Here is a 15895-nt window from a genome sequence, read left to right as displayed (position 1 = left end):
TTCGTTCTCTAGCCCAGTAAATATGGGCCTTTCCGCCGACTTCAGTTAGCCAGCTTAGTCCGAAAAAACTCGATAGCATCCGTGGTCAAACAGTTGTGAGTGTAGTGGTAGAGGATTACCACGGTTCGGGAGTTACCACGAGATGGCCACCGTCATGGCTACCAATCTACCGCTCAGAATTATGCGTGGCAGTTGACCAAGGACACATTGATCTGTGATATCACGACCTACCCTGGCTCGCCCGGCGAACAAGGCACCGAGCAACCGACCCCTGTGGTGCGGACCAAGCGTGGACGCGATCTGCTGTAGCCTTCAAACGACCAACGGTGATGCCCCGGCGTAGGTGAGCACCTATAGTGTCATCCATAAAGAGGAGACTGATATGAAAGTCCCACTGTCAGAAAATGCAAAGCTCATGCTGGCGGACCCTAAAGCCGTTCGGGAGTTCATGACCGGCCTTATTGCCCAAGACGATGCTACCCAGCCTGAGCCTGCCGAAATCCCAGTCATCACAGTGCACACCAGTGAAAAACAAAACTTTGAACTAAAGTTTGAGAAGGTGGATTAGAGCTATCTAATCCACCTTTTAAAACAAAGAAGACCGAAAATGGAAATCGCACTCCCAGCGATTATAATATTTCTCATAGTCTCGCCAGGATTTATTTTCCGTGCGCAGTTCAAAAAAGCGGAACGTGAGACCTTCGACTACTCACCGTTCGGTAGAGTTGTCGGGCAAGCTTTCCTTTGGACCTTGGTGCTGCATGTATTATGGCTAATAATAGCATGGTGGTTTTTTGATTCCACGCTCGACATAAAAATACTAATGAAGCTGCTATCATCAGTGTCTCAAGATGATGCTTCATTATTCGATGCCGTATATAAAGACACTGCAAAAATTACATCTTACTTCCTAAGCCTGTATTTTTTCTGCTGGCTTGTCCCTCCATTTCTCCGCACGATGATCGTTAAACATCGCCTAGACCGAAAAGATTATTGGTTTGGCTGGCTACTACGCATGGATGCCCCTTGGTACTACATGCTACAGGGCGCCGACCTAAAGCATGAGGCAAATGTTATAACTATTTCAGCCATAGTGAATGTCGCCGATAAACCAATCCTCTATTACGGGGTGCTGGTCGATTACGTAGTGGACAGGCATAACGGAGAGCTGAACAGGCTAATTTTAAAAGGCGCATTTCGGTGGGAGCTAGATAAATTTGACCAAGCCAAGACTACAGCAGAAAGAATGAAAATAGGTGTGCCCATAGATGGCAATTATCTTGTGATTAGTTATGACGAAACAATAACGTTAAACATAAAATTCCTTCAAGTGTCCATACATATTAAGCCGCCGTCCGACCCAGGCAACGCCGACGCCCAGCCTGAACTGTGAGCAGACCCAGCCCCCACAGCCGATCCGGCCATCCACCGCCACAACGGGCCGACAGAGCAGGAGCCCAGCTTAGGCCTCCGCCGCGAGTCCGCCGCCCCCCAGCCCGAATCGCCAAGGGCCTGCACCGCTCCGTTGACGACGGGCCGCACACGGGCCTTTGCAGACATTGATATCGCTTATGCTAACTGATGCGATTCCAGTGAGCGAAGCAAATGGTGTTTAAAGGCACTGACATGTAAACCTTTACTGTGGGCATGTAGTTTCTCTGACTCTGAGCCAACCGCCATTTTTTGCATTACGAAGCTCACCAGCAGCCAGTTCTCGGTCTATTTTTAGTATTGTAAAGCACTGACCTTTGCCAAGCACGCGAATAAAATCTTCATCTGTTGTTGGTTTGGGCCTGAGGTAAACCTTGTCGGTTGCTTGTAAAACAAGACCTTCAGTCAGGGTGTTAAAATCTGGTAACTCCCCCCCAGGCAGAACAACCAACTTCCCGTAAGACGTTTGTTCGCCTTTTCTGCCAACCTCATAGTACAAGAAGCCCTCCGAAAAGCGCTGCGTGGCTACGAATGGGTCACCCGCGCCGGCAAACAATGCGCCTATGGCGCTTGTTGGAAAATAATTAACAGCTACAGCATACGCTGCTGTTATAAATCCGAGGATGGCTCCCAAGCTTTTAATTAAATTCGCTAATGCATGAATAAAATTTATGAGCTTTTGGACCGTGCTGGCTGATGGTGTGTTTGATGGTGTGTCCATCACTGTTCCCTGACATGTTCTGTCGCGTTTTCTGGCCCAACAGCAGTAGAGATTCAGCGTAGCAGAGCGCCACCCATTTGCTATCACCTGTGCCGCCCAGCGTCACCCCCGAAGCCCGCACGCCGATCCGACCAGTGGTAGTAAGAGTGGTAACTCCACAGATCCACATTGAGCGAAGCTAGTAGCTACGCGCCTTGTAGGTCAGAGTTCAGCCGATGTCTCTCCGACCAGATACTGCGAAAAAGCCCGCTTTATGCGGGCTTTTTGTTGTGCGCGAGAAAACCTCAGTGCGCGGCTTCAGCCTCTACCGGCACGTGCAGCAACTGCAAACGCTCGCTGCTCCACGCACGGGTCTGGTTGGTCAGCGCCAGGTCGTTGTTCAGCTTCTGGCCATAGCTCGGCACAATCTCCTTGAGCCTGGCCTGCCACGCCGGCGTCTGGATGCGGTCCTTGAAGGTCTTTTCCAGCACGGTCAGCATGATCGGCGCGGCGGTCGAGGCGCCAGGCGAGGCGCCCAGCAGCGCGGCGATGCTGCCGTCCTGCGCCGCCACCACTTCAGTACCAAACTGCAGCACGCCTCCCAGTACTGGGTCCTTCTTGATCACCTGCACCCGCTGGCCAGCCTGCAACAGCTTCCAGTCTTCGTTCTTGGCGTTGGGGAAGTACTCGCGCAGCGCGTTCATGCGGTCATCGAAGCTGAGCATCAACTGCCCCATCAGGTAGGTGCTGAGGTCGATGTTGTCGATACCGGCGTTGAGCATGGGCAACAGGTTGTGGCTGTTCAGCGAGGCGAACATGTCCAGCAGCGAACCGTGCTTGAGGTACTTGGTGGAGAAGGTGGCGAATGGGCCGAACAACAGCACTTGCTTGCCATCGATCATTCGCGTGTCCAGGTGCGGCACCGACATGGGCGGTGCGCCGACCGAGGCCTTGCCATACAGCTTGGCCTGGTGACGGGCGACCAGGTCAGGGTTGTCGGTCATCAGGAACTGGCCACCCACCGGGAAGCCGGCATAGCCTTCGGCCTCGGGGATGCCCGATTTCTGCAACAGCTTCAGTGCGCCGCCACCGGCACCAATGAAGACGAAGCGGGCGTTGACCGCCTTCTCCTGGCCACCCTTGGCCAGGTCGGCCACTACCACATGCCAGGTGCCATCCTCGTTGCGCACGATGTCACGCACTTCATGGCGCAGATTCAGCGACACATTGGGGTTGCGAACCATTGCAGCGAACAGCTGGCGAGTGATTTCGCCAAAGTTCACGTCGGTGCCGATGGCCATGCGCGTGGCAGCGATCTTCTGCCCCGGGTCACGGCCCTCCATCACCAACGGCGCCCACTGGCGAATCTGCTCGTGGTCCTCGGAGATTTCCATGCCGCGGAACAGCGAGCTGTGTTGCAGCGCTTCTACCCGCTTGTGCAGGAAGGCGATGTTTTCGTCTCCCCAGACGAAACTCATGTGCGGCACATTGTTGATGAACGACTTCGGATTGCTCAGCACGCCCTGCTCGACCTGGTAGGCCCAGAACTGCTTGGACACTTCGAACTGCTCGTTCACCCCCACGGCCTTGCTGATGTCGATGCTGCCATCCTTGCCGACGCTGGTGTAGTTCAGCTCGCAGAATGCGGAGTGGCCGGTGCCGGCGTTGTTCCAGGCATTGGAGCTTTCTTCGGCCACCTGGTCCATGCGCTCGTAGACGTCGACCTTCCAGGACGGTTCCAGTTCGGTGAGGTAAGTGCCCAGGCTGGCACTCATGATGCCGCCACCGATCAACAGCACGTCGACGGTCTTTTCCGGCTCGGCAGGTTTGGAGCAGCCGATGACGCCCAGGCAGAGGAACGTCAGCAGAAATTTCTTCATTGATGTTATCCAGTTGTTGTGTGCACGCGCGCCGCCTGGAGCAGGGATTGTGCCAACTGGGGTGGGGGCAATGAATAGGGGGTAAATCGAAGGGTTGCATGGCGATAATCCGCCACAGGGCAATGTTTCGTACCCATCGGATGGCGGGTTTCCCCCCAAAGGGCCGCACAGCGGCCCTCTTGAAAGGTCAGGCAGTCAGGCGTGAGGTGACTTCGCCCAGTTGCCCCGACAGCCCATGCAGGCGTTGCCCCGCTTGCTCGGTATGCTGTACCGCTTCCTGGTTGGCCGTGGCAATGCGGGTAATTTCGATCAGGTTGCGCGAGATGTCTTCGGCCACGCTGGTCTGCTCTTCAGCCGCGGTGGCGATCTGCCGGTTCATGTCGCGGATCGCTTCCACCGCCTGGGTGATACGTTGCAGCATCTGCCCGGCCTGCTCGACCTGTTCGGCCCCTTCCTGGCTACGTTGCTGGCCGCTTTCGATGGCCTTGACCGCTTCCACCGCCCCGGACTGTACCGCTTCGATGATCTGGTGAATCTCGGCAATCGACGCCGCCGTGCGCTGAGCCAGGCTGCGCACCTCATCGGCGACCACCGCAAAACCACGCCCGGCTTCGCCAGCACGGGCCGCTTCGATGGCCGCGTTGAGCGCCAGCAGGTTGGTCTGTTCGGCAATGCCGCGGATCACTTCCAGCACTTTGCCAATGCGCGTGCTGTCATGCTCCAGGTCGCGGATCACCGCTGCGGTGCCAGCGATTTCGCGGTTGACCACGCCAATGATATCGATGGTCTGCTGCATCACCTGCTCGCCCGCCTGGGCGCTGTGGTCGGCATCATCCGCCGCGCGGGCAGCCTCGGCGGCGTGGCGGGCGACTTCCTGGGCGGTGGCGGACATCTCGTGCATGGCCGTGGCCACCTGATCGGTACGCTGGAACTGGTCATGGGTACCACGGGCCATGTCGCCGGCAATACTGCGCAGCTGGCCACTGGCGCCTTCCAGCTCCTGGGCGTTGTCCTGCAGCCGGCCAACCGTATCGGCAAGGAAGTCGCGCAGGGTGTTGGCCGCCCGCGCCAGCCGCCCTAGTTCGTCTTCACGGCGGCTGTCGACCTGGGCGGCAAAGCGGCCCTGACTGAGCTGCGCCACATACTCGATCAACTGACGGATCGGCTCGATCAGGCTACGGTTGACCAACCACAGGCTAAGCAGCCCCACCAACACTGCAGAAGCCAGCATCACCAACAGGCCCAGCCATACCGTGCGCTCGGCACGGGTGTTGATGTGGTCTGCACGCTGGCGGGCATCGGCGCGCAGTTGCTCGACCAACTCACTCATCTGCTCGCTGGCGGCGCGGTCCACGCCTTTGACCGCCTGGTCGCCCACCACCGGGTCGCCACCTGCGGCAAGGAAGGCCTGGCGCCCCTGCGCATAGGCCTGGCCCAACTGGCGGTGGCTGTCGCGCAATTGCTGCAGCGGCGCCTTGAGCTTGCCATCGCTGTTATCGATCAGTTGCCCGAGCAGTTGTTGCACCTGCTGTTCGCGGGCCTGGAACTGCTGCCAGTACTTGTCCATTTCCGCAGGCTGGCGTCCGCGCAGCAGCACGTTCTTCCATTCCTGTACCTGGACCTTGAACTGCAGGTTGGCTTCGTCAATCAATTGCGAGGCCCGCAGCGGCCCGTCGACCAGCTCGGCGTAGCCGCGTACGCTGGACGACAGGAACTGGAAGCACACCAGGGCAATCAGCAGCATCGCCACCACGCTACCGCCAAGCAGCGAGAGAATTTGCACTCTGAGGGATTTACGCAACATCGAGGGTCTCGGAACCAGAGGGGGTAGGCTGAGGCCGTTGTATGGCCCCATTACTGGCAGGCCAAAAAAAAGCTGCCATCAAGCGATGGCAGCCAGGTCGAGCACTTACGCAACAGTTGGAACAGATTCTCTCAGGCAATCACTACAAAAATGTTACAAAGCCAAGACAAGCTATCCGGTGGTGAACTGCAGCGCCGCCAGCCGTGCATACAGCGGGCTTTCTTCGATCAACTGGCGATGAGTGCCCACCGCCACCAGCCGGCCCTTGTCGATGACGGCAATGCGCTCGGCATGCTGCACCGTGGCCAAACGATGGGCGATCACCAGCGTGGTACGCCCTGCCATCAGGCTAGGCAGCGCTTGCTGAATCAAGTGCTCGCTTTGCGCGTCGAGGGCGCTGGTGGCTTCGTCCAGCAACAGGATCGGCGCATCCACAAGCAATGCCCGGGCTATTGCCAGGCGCTGGCGCTGCCCGCCGGAAAGGCCTATGCCGCCCTCCCCCAGCGATGTCTGGTAGCCCTGCGGCAGTTGCCGAATGAATTCGTCGGCATGGGCACCGCGGGCTGCAGCTTCGACTTCGGCCAGGGTCGCCTCGGGCCGGCCATAGCGAATGTTGGCCTCCACCGTGCCACGGAACAGCGAGGGGTTTTGCGCCACCAGGGCGAATTGCCGGCGTAGCTGGTCAGGATCGAACGCGGTAAGCGCCTGGCCGTCGAGCAGGATGCGTCCTTGCTGAGGGTCGTAGAAGCGCAGCAGTAAATCGAACAGGGTCGACTTGCCTGCTCCCGAGGGGCCTACCAGCGCTACGGTCTGCCCGGGCTCGATGGTTAAGCTCAGGCCATCGACGGCCGCCACCGTTGGCCGTGACGGGTAGGCGAACACCACCTGTTGCAGCTCGATACGCCCGCTGGCCCGCTGCTGTGGCAGCATCTGCGCCGCGCTGGGCGGCAGAATCGCACTGTGCGCGGCCAACAGCTCGGCAATGCGCTCGGCGGCACCGGCCGCACGCTGCAGCTCGCCAATCACCTCACTGAGCGTACCGAAGGCGCTGCCGACGATCAGGCTGTAGAACACAAATGCAGCCAGCTCGCCTGCGGAAATTCGCCCGGCGATCACATCCATGCCGCCGACCCACAGCATCACACCCACCGCCCCCAACACCAGCACGATCACCAAGGTGATCAGCCAGGCGCGCTGGGCAATGCGCTTGCGGGCCACGGTAAACGCTGCCTCGACCGTGCCGGCGAACAACTCGCGGTCGTGGGCCTGGTGGTTGTAGGCCTGCACGGTCTTGATCTGCCCCAGCGTCTCGGCCACGTAGCTGCCCACATCGGCGACCCGGTCCTGGCTCTGCCGCGACAGGCTGCGGACCCGCCGGCCGAACAGCAGAATCGGTGCCAGCACCAGTGGCAGGGCCACCACCACGATGCTGGTGAGCTTGGGGTTGGTGATGAACAGCAGCACCACGCCGCCGATAACCATCAGCGCGTTGCGCAGGAACATTGACAGCGATGAACCGATGACCGATTGCAGCAAGGTGGTGTCCGCTGTCAGCCGTGACTGGATTTCGGAGCTGCGGTTGTCTTCGAAAAAGCCTGGGTGCAGGCCGATCAGGTGATCGAACACGGCACGACGGATATCGGCCACGCAACGCTCGCCAATCCACGACACCAGGTAGAAGCGGCTGAAGGTGCCCACCGCCAGGGCCAGCACCAGCAGCAGGAACAGCCCGATGGTCTGGTTGAGTTGGTGCGCGGAACGCGTCATGAAGCCCTGGTCCACCAGCAAGCGGATGCCCTGGCCCATGGACAACGTGATGGCGGCGGTGACCACCAGCGCCAGCAAGGCCAGCAGCACCTGCCGGCGATAGGGACGAACGAACTGCCAAGCCAGACGCAAGGCGCGGCGTTGACGTGGAGAAACCGATTCGGGCATGGCGTGACGACCACAAAAGGTGGGGAAACCGCAGCCTAACACTCATCTCGACCCGGGGAATGCTTGCAGGGTGCTATAACGCATCGGTCTAAACAGATCATGGAGCTTTCTCGGGGTTTCTGTTGGACTGTTGCTGCCGTGACACAGAAGCTGTCACAGGCCAGTCACGGCCCAGGGCTACCCTGACCTTGAACCTGAAGAGGAGACAGTGCATGAGTGTGCAGCATGGCAGTGACAACCCGAAGCCTCAGACCGCCCCGCAACCACAGGTGTGCGGTTCGATCATCGACGCCAAGGGGCGCGAAGTGCCGATCACCGAGCAGATGATCCAACAGGCCTGCAAGGCCTTGGAAGAAAGCCGGGGCAAGCGCGTAGCCAAAGGTTGATCGGCGATTTTTTGCAACCCGGCGCAGGGATACCCTGGCAAATCAGCGCTGGCTTCTTCGCGGGCGCGCCCGCTCCCACAGGGACTGCACAGCTCTTGAGCTCAGTGGGGGCTTGTGGGAGCGGGCATGCCCGCGAAGAAGCCAGCAAAGCCGCAAAAGTCCAATCAGACCAACACCCCACCCAAGGCGCTGACCAGTTGCGCCAACTGCGGCGACTCCCCGCGCAAGCGCACGGCCAACCCCTCGATCTCGCGCCGTGGCGGGTAGTGCTTGCGCAACTGGTCGAACGCCGCTCGCTGTAGCTGCGGGTCATCGCTCAAGCTACGGCGGAAATCGGCATCGTCGCGGCGCGGGTCGTACACGGCGCGGCACAGCGTGGCCAAGGCCCAGGCAGGGTCGCTACTGGCATCCAGTTCGATCTGCGCCAGCGGTGGTCGGGGCAGCAGGTCGGCCAGTTGCACCTGCTCGTCCACCCGCAGGAAGCGGCACAGCGCCTGGTAGATCTGCGCCGTGCCACGCTGACGGCCATCCAGGCTGTAGCCGGCAATGTGTGGCGAAGCCAGGGTGCACAGGTCGGCCAACTGCACATCGACCTGCGGCTCGCCCTCCCACACGTCCAGCACCGCATGCACGTCTTCGCGGTCCAGCAGCAGCTCGCGCAGGGCCACGTTGTCCACCACCGGGCCACGGCTGGCATTGACCAACCAGGCCCCCGGGCGCAACTGTGCGAGCTGCGCCTGCCCCAGCAGGTGCCAGGTCGGGTAATCGCCGCCGCGCTGCAACGGGGTGTGCAGGCTGATCACATCGCACTGTTGCACGATGGTTTCGAGGCTGACGTAGTCGCCGCCCTCGGCGGCCTGGCGCAGCGGGTCGCACACCAGCACCTTCCAGCCCAAGCCGTGCAGCACCCGCACCAGGCGGCCACCCACCTCTCCTGCGCCAACAACGCCGTAGACACGTTCGGGCAGCGCCACACCGTCCAGCTCGGCCAAGGTCAGCAGGCTGCCCAGCACGTAATCGACCACACCGCGGGCATTGCAGCCCGGCGCGCTGCTCCAGTGGATGCCGGCTTCGGCAAAGTAGTCCAGGTCCAGGTGATCGGTGCCGATGGTGCAAGTGCCGACAAAGCGTACACGGCTGCCTTCGAGCAACTGACGGTCGACTTTGGTCACCGAGCGCACCAGCAGGATGTCGGCATCCCTGACGCTGGCGGCATCGAGGCTTCGGCCGGGGTAACGGCGAATTTCACCGAAGCCCTGGAAGAAGGCATCGAGCAGCGGGATGTTCTCGTCGGCAACTATCAGCATGGCGCTCTCCTGTCTGGGGAACGCAGTGTAGGCGCTACGCTGGGCTTGATCCAGAGCGATTCAGTCGGCTTTTTTGCGGATCCAGTACAGGAAAGTGCCGGCGTCTTCTTGCTGCTGTAGCAGCTCGTGGCCAAGGAAGTTGCAGAACTTGGGAATGTCACGGCGGGTGGACGGGTCGGTGGCGATGACTTTGAGCAGGCCGCCGGCGGCCAGGTTACGCACGTGTTGGTGCAGCATCATTACTGGTTCTGGGCAGTTCAGGCCGGTGGCGTCGAGGACGGCGTCGGGGGTGAAATCGGTCATGGGGGGCTCCGCAAATGATCGCTATTGTCGCGCATAGCGCCGTTTCGACCAAGGGGCTGCAATGTAGGGTTGCGTGTGCATTGAGATCGAGCGCCGCCCGCGCGGCGCATCGCGAGCGAAGCTCGCTCCTACATTTGTTTCGGGCCAGTATCGCCTGTGGCGGTAGCGTGCGACCGCCTTGTTCGTACGACGCGATATCGCGCCATGCGCCAAAGGGTCGCGCGCCCTTGCCACAGGCATAATTGGCCCGAAACAAACGTAGGAGCGAGCTTCGCTCGCGATGCGCCGCGCGGGCGGCGCTCGATCTCAACACAATCCGAAATCTCAAGGCATGCACATAGCACTCAGCGCGGCTTCAAATCAAGCCGACGCAGGTGACAAGTCACTTCCTCCCGGTCGTGATACAGCTGCTTGCAGGCAATCGACACCCGAATCTTGCGCGCCTTGAACGTCGCCTCCATGCGATCAAGCAACCGCCGTACCTCGGCATAACGCTGCTTCATCGGCAATTTCAAGTTGACCACCGCCTCGCGGCACAGCCCCTCACCCAGCCAGGTTTCGATCAGCGAGGTAGTGCGCGCCGGCTTCTCGACGATGTCGCACACCATCCAGTCCACCGGCTGCTTCGGCTGCCAGGTAAACCCATCGGCCATCAGGTGCTGAACCAGCCCGGTATCCATCAGGCTCTCGGCCATCGGCCCGTTGTCGATCGCCGTCACCAGCATGCCGCGGCGCACCAGTTGGTAAGTCCAGCCACCCGGTGAAGCCCCCAGGTCGACGCCGGTCATGTCATCACCCAAGCGCTGCTCCCACTGCTCACGTGGGATGAACTGGTGCCAGGCTTCTTCCAGCTTGAGGGTCGAACGGCTAGGCGCCTCGCGGGGGAACTTCAGGCGTGGGATGCCCATGGGCCACAACGCACTGTTGTTGGCTGCAGCAACCCCGGCAAATACCCGCCGGCCACTGATGAAGCTGAGCAGCAAGCGTGGGCGGCTGGCGTCGTCGACCAGGCGGCCGGCCTTCTCCAGCGCCTTGCGCAGCGGCACTTCGAACTTGCGGCAAAAGGTGGACAACTCCTTGCCTTCGTTGCTGTCCAGCACTTCCAGCCACAGACTGCCGAACACCGGGAAATCGGCCAGTTGCGCCAACAACACACTGATGCGGTCAGTTTCCGGCAGCTCGATAAAACCACCACGGGCCCACTGCCGCGGGAAAATCAGCTGATTGAAGCGCAGCTCCCCCATCAACCGCTCGGCACCGCCCTCCTCGCTGCAGACAAACTCGGCGCTGGCACTTTGCGGCTTGCCTTTGGCATAGCCGGCAACACCCAGGCGGGCGGCATGTTCGCTGATTTCGGCGCAAACCTCACCCTCGAAACCGGGCCGGCAATGCATGAACAGGGTATTCATCTCTCACTCCACTACGGCTGGCGCACCACAGGCGCCGGCAGGGCGGCGATGATAAAGGAAGTTCGGAACCTGCGACACGCCCCGCCGGTCCAGAAAAGGGTCAGTTGGCCTAAACCGGTCTAACCTGACCATTCAGCCAGGTCCGTACCGTGCGGGCCGATACAGAGCGGTGCCACCGGCAACACCGTGAATCGTTGCCGGGCACCGGTGCAGAAGGAGTTGGCAATGCCCTCGCTCGATAGCCTGAACACCCTCAAGCCCCTCAAGGTAGGCGACCAGACCTACCACTACTTTAGCCTCACCGAGGCTGCCCGCCAGTTGGGTGACCTGCAGCACCTGCCCATGTCGCTGAAGGTGCTGCTGGAAAACCAGCTGCGTTGGGAGGACGGCAATACCGTCACCGGCGACGACCTGCGCGCCCTTGCCCAGTGGCTGCGCGAACGGCGTTCCGACCGCGAAATCCAGTACCGCCCGGCGCGGGTGCTGATGCAGGACTTCACCGGCGTACCGGCCGTGGTCGACCTGGCCGCCATGCGCGCCGCCATGGCCAAGGCCGGTGGTGACCCGCAACGCATCAACCCGCTGTCACCGGTCGACCTGGTGATCGACCACTCGGTGATGGTCGACCGCTACGGCACGCCGCAAGCCTTCAGCGAAAACGTCGACATCGAAATGCAGCGCAATGGTGAGCGCTACGCCTTCCTGCGCTGGGGCCAGAGCGCCTTCGACAACTTCCGCGTGGTGCCACCGGGCACCGGCATTTGCCACCAGGTCAACCTGGAGTACCTGGGCCGTACGGTGTGGACCCGTGAGGCCGATGGCCGCACCTATGCCTTCCCCGACACCCTGGTCGGCACCGATTCGCACACCACCATGATCAACGGCCTGGGCGTGCTCGGCTGGGGTGTCGGTGGCATCGAAGCGGAGGCGGCCATGCTCGGCCAGCCGGTGTCGATGCTGATCCCCGAAGTGATCGGCTTCAAGCTGACCGGCAAGCTGCGCGAGGGCATCACTGCCACCGACCTGGTGCTGACCGTAACGCAGATGCTGCGCAAGAAAGGCGTGGTGGGCAAGTTCGTCGAATTCTACGGCGATGGCCTGGCCGAACTGCCGCTGGCCGACCGCGCCACCATCGCCAACATGGCCCCGGAATACGGCGCCACCTGTGGTTTCTTCCCGGTCGATCAGGTCACCCTGGACTACCTGCGCCTGTCGGGCCGCCCCGAAGCGACCGTGCAACTGGTCGAGCAGTACTGCAAGGCCCAGGGCATGTGGCGCCTGCCCGGCCAGGAGCCGCTGTTCAGCGACACGCTGGCACTGGACATGCACGAGGTCGAAGCCAGCCTGGCCGGGCCAAAACGCCCGCAAGACCGCGTAGCGCTGGGCCAGGTCAGCCAGGCCTTCGACCACTTCATCGAGCTGCAACCCAAACCGCTGGCCAAAGAGGTTGGCCGCCTGGAAAGCGAAGGCGGCGGTGGTGTGGCGGTGGGCAACGCCGACCAGGCCGGCGAGATCGACTACAACCATCAGGGCCAAACCCACACCCTGCGCGATGGCGCCGTGGTGATTGCCGCGATCACCTCGTGCACCAACACCTCAAACCCCAGCGTGATGATGGCTGCCGGGCTGGTGGCAAAAAAAGCGCTGGAAAAAGGCCTGCAACGCAAGCCCTGGGTCAAGAGCTCGCTGGCGCCAGGCTCCAAGGTGGTCACCGACTACTTCAAGGCAGCCGGGCTCACGCCCTACCTCGACCAGCTTGGCTTCGATCTGGTCGGTTATGGCTGCACCACCTGCATCGGCAACTCAGGCCCGCTGGACGAAGCGATCGAGCAAGCCATCGGCAGCGCCGACCTCACCGTGGCTTCGGTGCTTTCGGGCAACCGCAACTTCGAAGGCCGCGTGCACCCACTGGTCAAGACCAACTGGCTGGCCTCACCGCCGCTGGTGGTGGCCTATGCCCTGGCCGGCAGCGTGCGCGTGGACCTGACCCGCGACCCACTGGGCTTTGGCAAGGACGGCCAACCGGTGTACCTGCGTGATATCTGGCCGAGCCAACAGGAAATTGCCGAGGCCGTGGCCAAGGTCGATACGGCGATGTTCCACAAGGAATACGCCGAAGTGTTTGCCGGTGATGCGCAGTGGCAGGCCATCGAGGTGCCACAGGCCGCCACCTACGTGTGGCAGGCTGACTCCACCTATATCCAACATCCACCGTTCTTCGACGGCATCGGCGGGCCGCCTCCAGCAATCGCCGACATCCACGGCGCGCGGGTGCTGGCGCTGCTGGGCGACTCGGTGACCACCGACCACATCTCCCCTGCCGGCAACATCAAAGCCGACAGCCCGGCCGGGCGCTACCTGCGCGAGCAAGGTGTGGAGCCACGCGACTTCAACTCCTACGGCTCGCGGCGTGGCAACCACGAAGTGATGATGCGCGGCACCTTCGCCAATATCCGTATCCGCAACGAAATGCTGGGAGGTGAAGAAGGTGGCAACACCTTGCACGTGCCCACTGGCGAGAAGCTGTCGATATTTGAGGCGGCCATGCGCTACCAGCAGGAAGGCACACCCCTGGTGGTGATTGCCGGCCAGGAATACGGCACCGGTTCGAGCCGCGACTGGGCAGCCAAGGGTACTAACCTGCTGGGGGTCAAGGCCGTGCTGGCAGAAAGCTTCGAGCGTATTCACCGCTCCAACCTGGTGGGCATGGGCGTGCTGCCGTTGCAGTTCAAGGCCGGGCACAACCGCAAGCAATTGGCGCTGACCGGCAAGGAGCAAATCGATGTGCTGGGTTTGAACGGCGCGCAGATTCGCCCGGGCATGAGCCTGCCCTTGCGCATTACCCACGAGGATGGCCAGCAGGAACAGATCGAAGTGCTGTGCCGGATCGACACCCTAAATGAGGTGGAGTACTTCAAGGCCGGGGGGATTCTGCATTATGTATTGCGCCAACTGATTGCTGGCTGAGGTGCCCGGCTGAGATTTTGCAGCGTCCTTGTAATCGAGCGCCGCCCGGGCCGGCGCTCGATTTCACAGGCACCATGGCGCCAACGACGAACCCCAAACCCAGGCAAATTAATTAATCATTCAATAAAACCCGCAGCTTGCCGATAACGGTCGAAAGCCCTGCGGACTATCAACCCATGCGTAACAACCAGCCGATTACCCAGAGAGAACGGACTTTCCCTGCCCAGCAGCGGTTGATCTCCACCACCAATGCCAAGGGTGTGATCACCTACTGCAACGATGCCTTCATCGAGATCAGTGGTTTCACCCGCGAGGAGCTGACGGGCGCGCCGCACAACCTGGTACGCCACCCCGACGTTCCGCCTGCCGTGTTTGCCCACATGTGGCAAACCCTCAAGCAGGGCCAGCCATGGATGGGTATCGTCAAGAACCGCTGCAAGTCCGGCGACCATTACTGGGTCAACGCCTACGTCACGCCCATCTTCGACAACAACCAGGTTGTCGGCTTCGAGTCAGTGCGGGTCAAGCCCACCGCCGAGCAAATTCGCCGCGCCGAAGCCCTGTACCAGCGCATCAACCAGGGCAAGCCGCCAGTGCCGCGCCGCGACAAGTGGCTGCCGGTACTGCAGGACTGGCTGCCGTTCATCCTGATCAGCCAGGTGGGTTTCCTGATCGGCAACTGGTTGGGGCATTCCTGGGGCTTCGCCCTGGCCGCCGGGCTGTCCGTACCGCTGGGCCTGCTCGGCCTGAGCTGGCAGCAGCGCGGACTCAAGCGCCTGCTGCGCCTGGCCGAACAAACCACCTCCGACCCGCTGATCGCGCAGATGTTCACCGACAGCCGTGGCGTGCAGGCGCGCCTGGAAATGGCCATGCTCAGCCAGGACGCGCGCATGAAAACCTGCCTGACCCGCCTGCAGGACAGTGCCGAGCACCTCAGCGACCAAGCGCGCCAGTCCGATGCCCTGGCGCACAAGAGTTCCTCGGGGCTGGAGCGCCAGCGGGTGGAGACCGAGCAGGTCGCCGCCGCGGTAAACCAGATGGCCGCCACCACCCAGGAAGTGGCCAACCACGTGCAACGCACTGCCGATGCCACCCAGGAAGCCAACCGCCTGACCAGTCAGGGCCGGCAGATTGCCGGGGAAACCCGCGAAGCCATCGAACGCCTGTCGGCGGCAGTGGGCGAGACCGGCCAGACGGTTACCCAACTGGCCAAGGACAGCGACGAGATTGGTGGCGTGGTCGATGTGATCAAAGGCATCGCCGACCAGACCAACCTGCTGGCGCTCAATGCCGCCATTGAAGCCGCGCGTGCCGGTGAAATGGGCCGTGGCTTTGCCGTGGTGGCCGATGAAGTGCGTCAGCTGGCCCAGCGTACCGCCGAATCCACCGGGCAGATCCACGGCCTGATCGCCAAGCTGCAACAAACCGCCAGCAACGCCGTGCTGACCATGGAAACCGGCCACCGCCAGGCGCAGGAAGGCGTCGATCGGGTAATGCAGGCTGACGAGGCGCTGGTGGGAATCAGCGAAGCGGTCGCCAACATCACCGACATGGCCACGCAGATTGCTGCAGCGACCGAGGAGCAGACCGCTGTGGCTGACGAGATCAGCCGCAACATCAGCACCATTGCCGAACTGGCTGACCAGACCGCCGAACAAGCGCAGCACTCGGCACTGCTGAGCGAAGAACTGACCAGCACGGCGGGCAGCCAGTATTCGCTGGTGGAGCGGTTCAACCGCTAACGGGCTTACCCTGCTCAGGCCACCGCATCAC

General features: G+C 61.5%; 12 protein-coding genes and 1 pseudogene. 5 read left to right on the top strand and 8 right to left on the bottom strand.

Going from position 1 to position 15895, the window contains the following annotated elements; all coding sequences use genetic code 11:
• The first annotated feature begins 382 nt into the window (after positions 1-382).
• Positions 383-568, top strand: a complete 186-nt coding sequence (locus ACNFBR_RS15315) for a hypothetical protein (protein WP_416735668.1) — start codon at positions 383-385, stop codon at positions 566-568.
• Positions 569-607: 39 nt separating this feature from the next.
• On the top strand, positions 608-1393 hold the full coding sequence (locus ACNFBR_RS15310; RefSeq protein WP_416735667.1) for a hypothetical protein: 786 nt from the start codon (positions 608-610) through the stop codon (positions 1391-1393).
• Positions 1394-1636: 243 nt separating this feature from the next.
• Here the strand turns inward: ACNFBR_RS15310 and ACNFBR_RS15305 are convergent, their stop codons facing one another.
• From ACNFBR_RS15305 to ACNFBR_RS15285, 5 genes and pseudogenes are all read right to left on the bottom strand, one after another.
• Positions 1637-2152: a hypothetical protein gene (locus ACNFBR_RS15305; protein ID WP_416735665.1), complete on the bottom strand. Its 516-nt coding sequence runs from the start codon at positions 2150-2152 to the stop codon at positions 1637-1639.
• 284 nt (positions 2153-2436) lie between these two features.
• The gene (mqo, locus tag ACNFBR_RS15300) at positions 2437-4011 is read right to left on the bottom strand and encodes a malate dehydrogenase (quinone) (protein WP_416735664.1); all 1575 of its coding nucleotides are present in this window, start codon (positions 4009-4011) and stop codon (positions 2437-2439) included.
• A gap of 187 nt (positions 4012-4198) precedes the next feature.
• Positions 4199-4912 carry a methyl-accepting chemotaxis protein gene (locus ACNFBR_RS15295; protein ID WP_416735833.1) on the bottom strand — a complete coding sequence of 238 codons (714 nt, stop codon included), beginning with the start codon at positions 4910-4912 and terminating at the stop codon, positions 4199-4201.
• 171 nt (positions 4913-5083) lie between these two features.
• Positions 5084-5242: pseudogene (locus ACNFBR_RS15290) on the bottom strand (HAMP domain-containing protein); the annotation flags it as partial.
• Positions 5243-5986: 744 nt separating this feature from the next.
• Complete coding sequence (locus tag ACNFBR_RS15285; protein ID WP_416735663.1) at positions 5987-7750, bottom strand: ABC transporter transmembrane domain-containing protein; 1764 nt, start codon at positions 7748-7750, stop codon at positions 5987-5989.
• A 212-nt stretch (positions 7751-7962) separates the two neighbouring features.
• Here ACNFBR_RS15285 and ACNFBR_RS15280 point away from each other — a divergent pair, with 212 nt between their 5' ends.
• The gene (locus ACNFBR_RS15280) at positions 7963-8136 is read left to right on the top strand and encodes a PA1571 family protein (RefSeq protein ID WP_416735662.1); all 174 of its coding nucleotides are present in this window, start codon (positions 7963-7965) and stop codon (positions 8134-8136) included.
• A 164-nt stretch (positions 8137-8300) separates the two neighbouring features.
• Here the strand turns inward: ACNFBR_RS15280 and pdxB are convergent, their stop codons facing one another.
• From pdxB to rlmM, 3 genes are all read right to left on the bottom strand, one after another.
• Positions 8301-9443 (bottom strand): 4-phosphoerythronate dehydrogenase PdxB, encoded by a 1143-nt coding sequence (gene pdxB / locus ACNFBR_RS15275; RefSeq protein ID WP_416735661.1) that lies wholly within the window; start codon positions 9441-9443, stop codon positions 8301-8303.
• A 60-nt stretch (positions 9444-9503) separates the two neighbouring features.
• Positions 9504-9746 (bottom strand): sulfurtransferase TusA, encoded by a 243-nt coding sequence (tusA, locus tag ACNFBR_RS15270; RefSeq protein ID WP_012271322.1) that lies wholly within the window; start codon positions 9744-9746, stop codon positions 9504-9506.
• A gap of 344 nt (positions 9747-10090) precedes the next feature.
• Complete coding sequence (gene rlmM, locus ACNFBR_RS15265) at positions 10091-11155, bottom strand: 23S rRNA (cytidine(2498)-2'-O)-methyltransferase RlmM (protein ID WP_416735660.1); 1065 nt, start codon at positions 11153-11155, stop codon at positions 10091-10093.
• A 225-nt stretch (positions 11156-11380) separates the two neighbouring features.
• Between rlmM and acnA the strand changes: the two genes are divergently transcribed.
• Together acnA and ACNFBR_RS15255 are read left to right on the top strand one after the other, a co-directional pair.
• Complete coding sequence (acnA, locus tag ACNFBR_RS15260; RefSeq protein ID WP_416735659.1) at positions 11381-14122, top strand: aconitate hydratase AcnA; 2742 nt, start codon at positions 11381-11383, stop codon at positions 14120-14122.
• Positions 14123-14298: 176 nt separating this feature from the next.
• On the top strand, positions 14299-15864 hold the full coding sequence (locus ACNFBR_RS15255) for a methyl-accepting chemotaxis protein (protein WP_104962217.1): 1566 nt from the start codon (positions 14299-14301) through the stop codon (positions 15862-15864).
• The last annotated feature ends 31 nt before the right edge of the window (positions 15865-15895 follow it).

The organism is Pseudomonas sp. NY11955, from assembly GCF_048068035.1.
GTDB lineage: Bacteria > Pseudomonadota > Gammaproteobacteria > Pseudomonadales > Pseudomonadaceae > Aquipseudomonas.
Note: the sequence above shows the minus strand (reverse complement) of the source record. Positions and strands in the feature narration are given on the sequence as shown.

What these genes read in the sequence shown, in the direction of transcription:
- ACNFBR_RS15310 (WP_416735667.1), top strand. Translation starts at nt 608, where the DNA reads ATGGAAATCGCACTCCCAGCGATTATAATATTTCTCATAGTCTCGCCA.
- pdxB (WP_416735661.1), bottom strand. Translation starts at nt 9,443, where the DNA reads ATGCTGATAGTTGCCGACGAGAACATCCCGCTGCTCGATGCCTTCTTC.
- tusA (WP_012271322.1), bottom strand. Translation starts at nt 9,746, where the DNA reads ATGACCGATTTCACCCCCGACGCCGTCCTCGACGCCACCGGCCTGAAC.
- acnA (WP_416735659.1), top strand. Translation starts at nt 11,381, where the DNA reads ATGCCCTCGCTCGATAGCCTGAACACCCTCAAGCCCCTCAAGGTAGGC.
- rlmM (WP_416735660.1), bottom strand. Translation starts at nt 11,155, where the DNA reads ATGAATACCCTGTTCATGCATTGCCGGCCCGGTTTCGAGGGTGAGGTT.
- ACNFBR_RS15295 (WP_416735833.1), bottom strand. Translation starts at nt 4,912, where the DNA reads ATGCACGAGATGTCCGCCACCGCCCAGGAAGTCGCCCGCCACGCCGCC.
- ACNFBR_RS15255 (WP_104962217.1), top strand. Translation starts at nt 14,299, where the DNA reads ATGCGTAACAACCAGCCGATTACCCAGAGAGAACGGACTTTCCCTGCC.
- mqo (WP_416735664.1), bottom strand. Translation starts at nt 4,011, where the DNA reads ATGAAGAAATTTCTGCTGACGTTCCTCTGCCTGGGCGTCATCGGCTGC.
- ACNFBR_RS15280 (WP_416735662.1), top strand. Translation starts at nt 7,963, where the DNA reads ATGAGTGTGCAGCATGGCAGTGACAACCCGAAGCCTCAGACCGCCCCG.
- ACNFBR_RS15315 (WP_416735668.1), top strand. Translation starts at nt 383, where the DNA reads ATGAAAGTCCCACTGTCAGAAAATGCAAAGCTCATGCTGGCGGACCCT.
- ACNFBR_RS15285 (WP_416735663.1), bottom strand. Translation starts at nt 7,750, where the DNA reads ATGCCCGAATCGGTTTCTCCACGTCAACGCCGCGCCTTGCGTCTGGCT.
- ACNFBR_RS15305 (WP_416735665.1), bottom strand. Translation starts at nt 2,152, where the DNA reads ATGGACACACCATCAAACACACCATCAGCCAGCACGGTCCAAAAGCTC.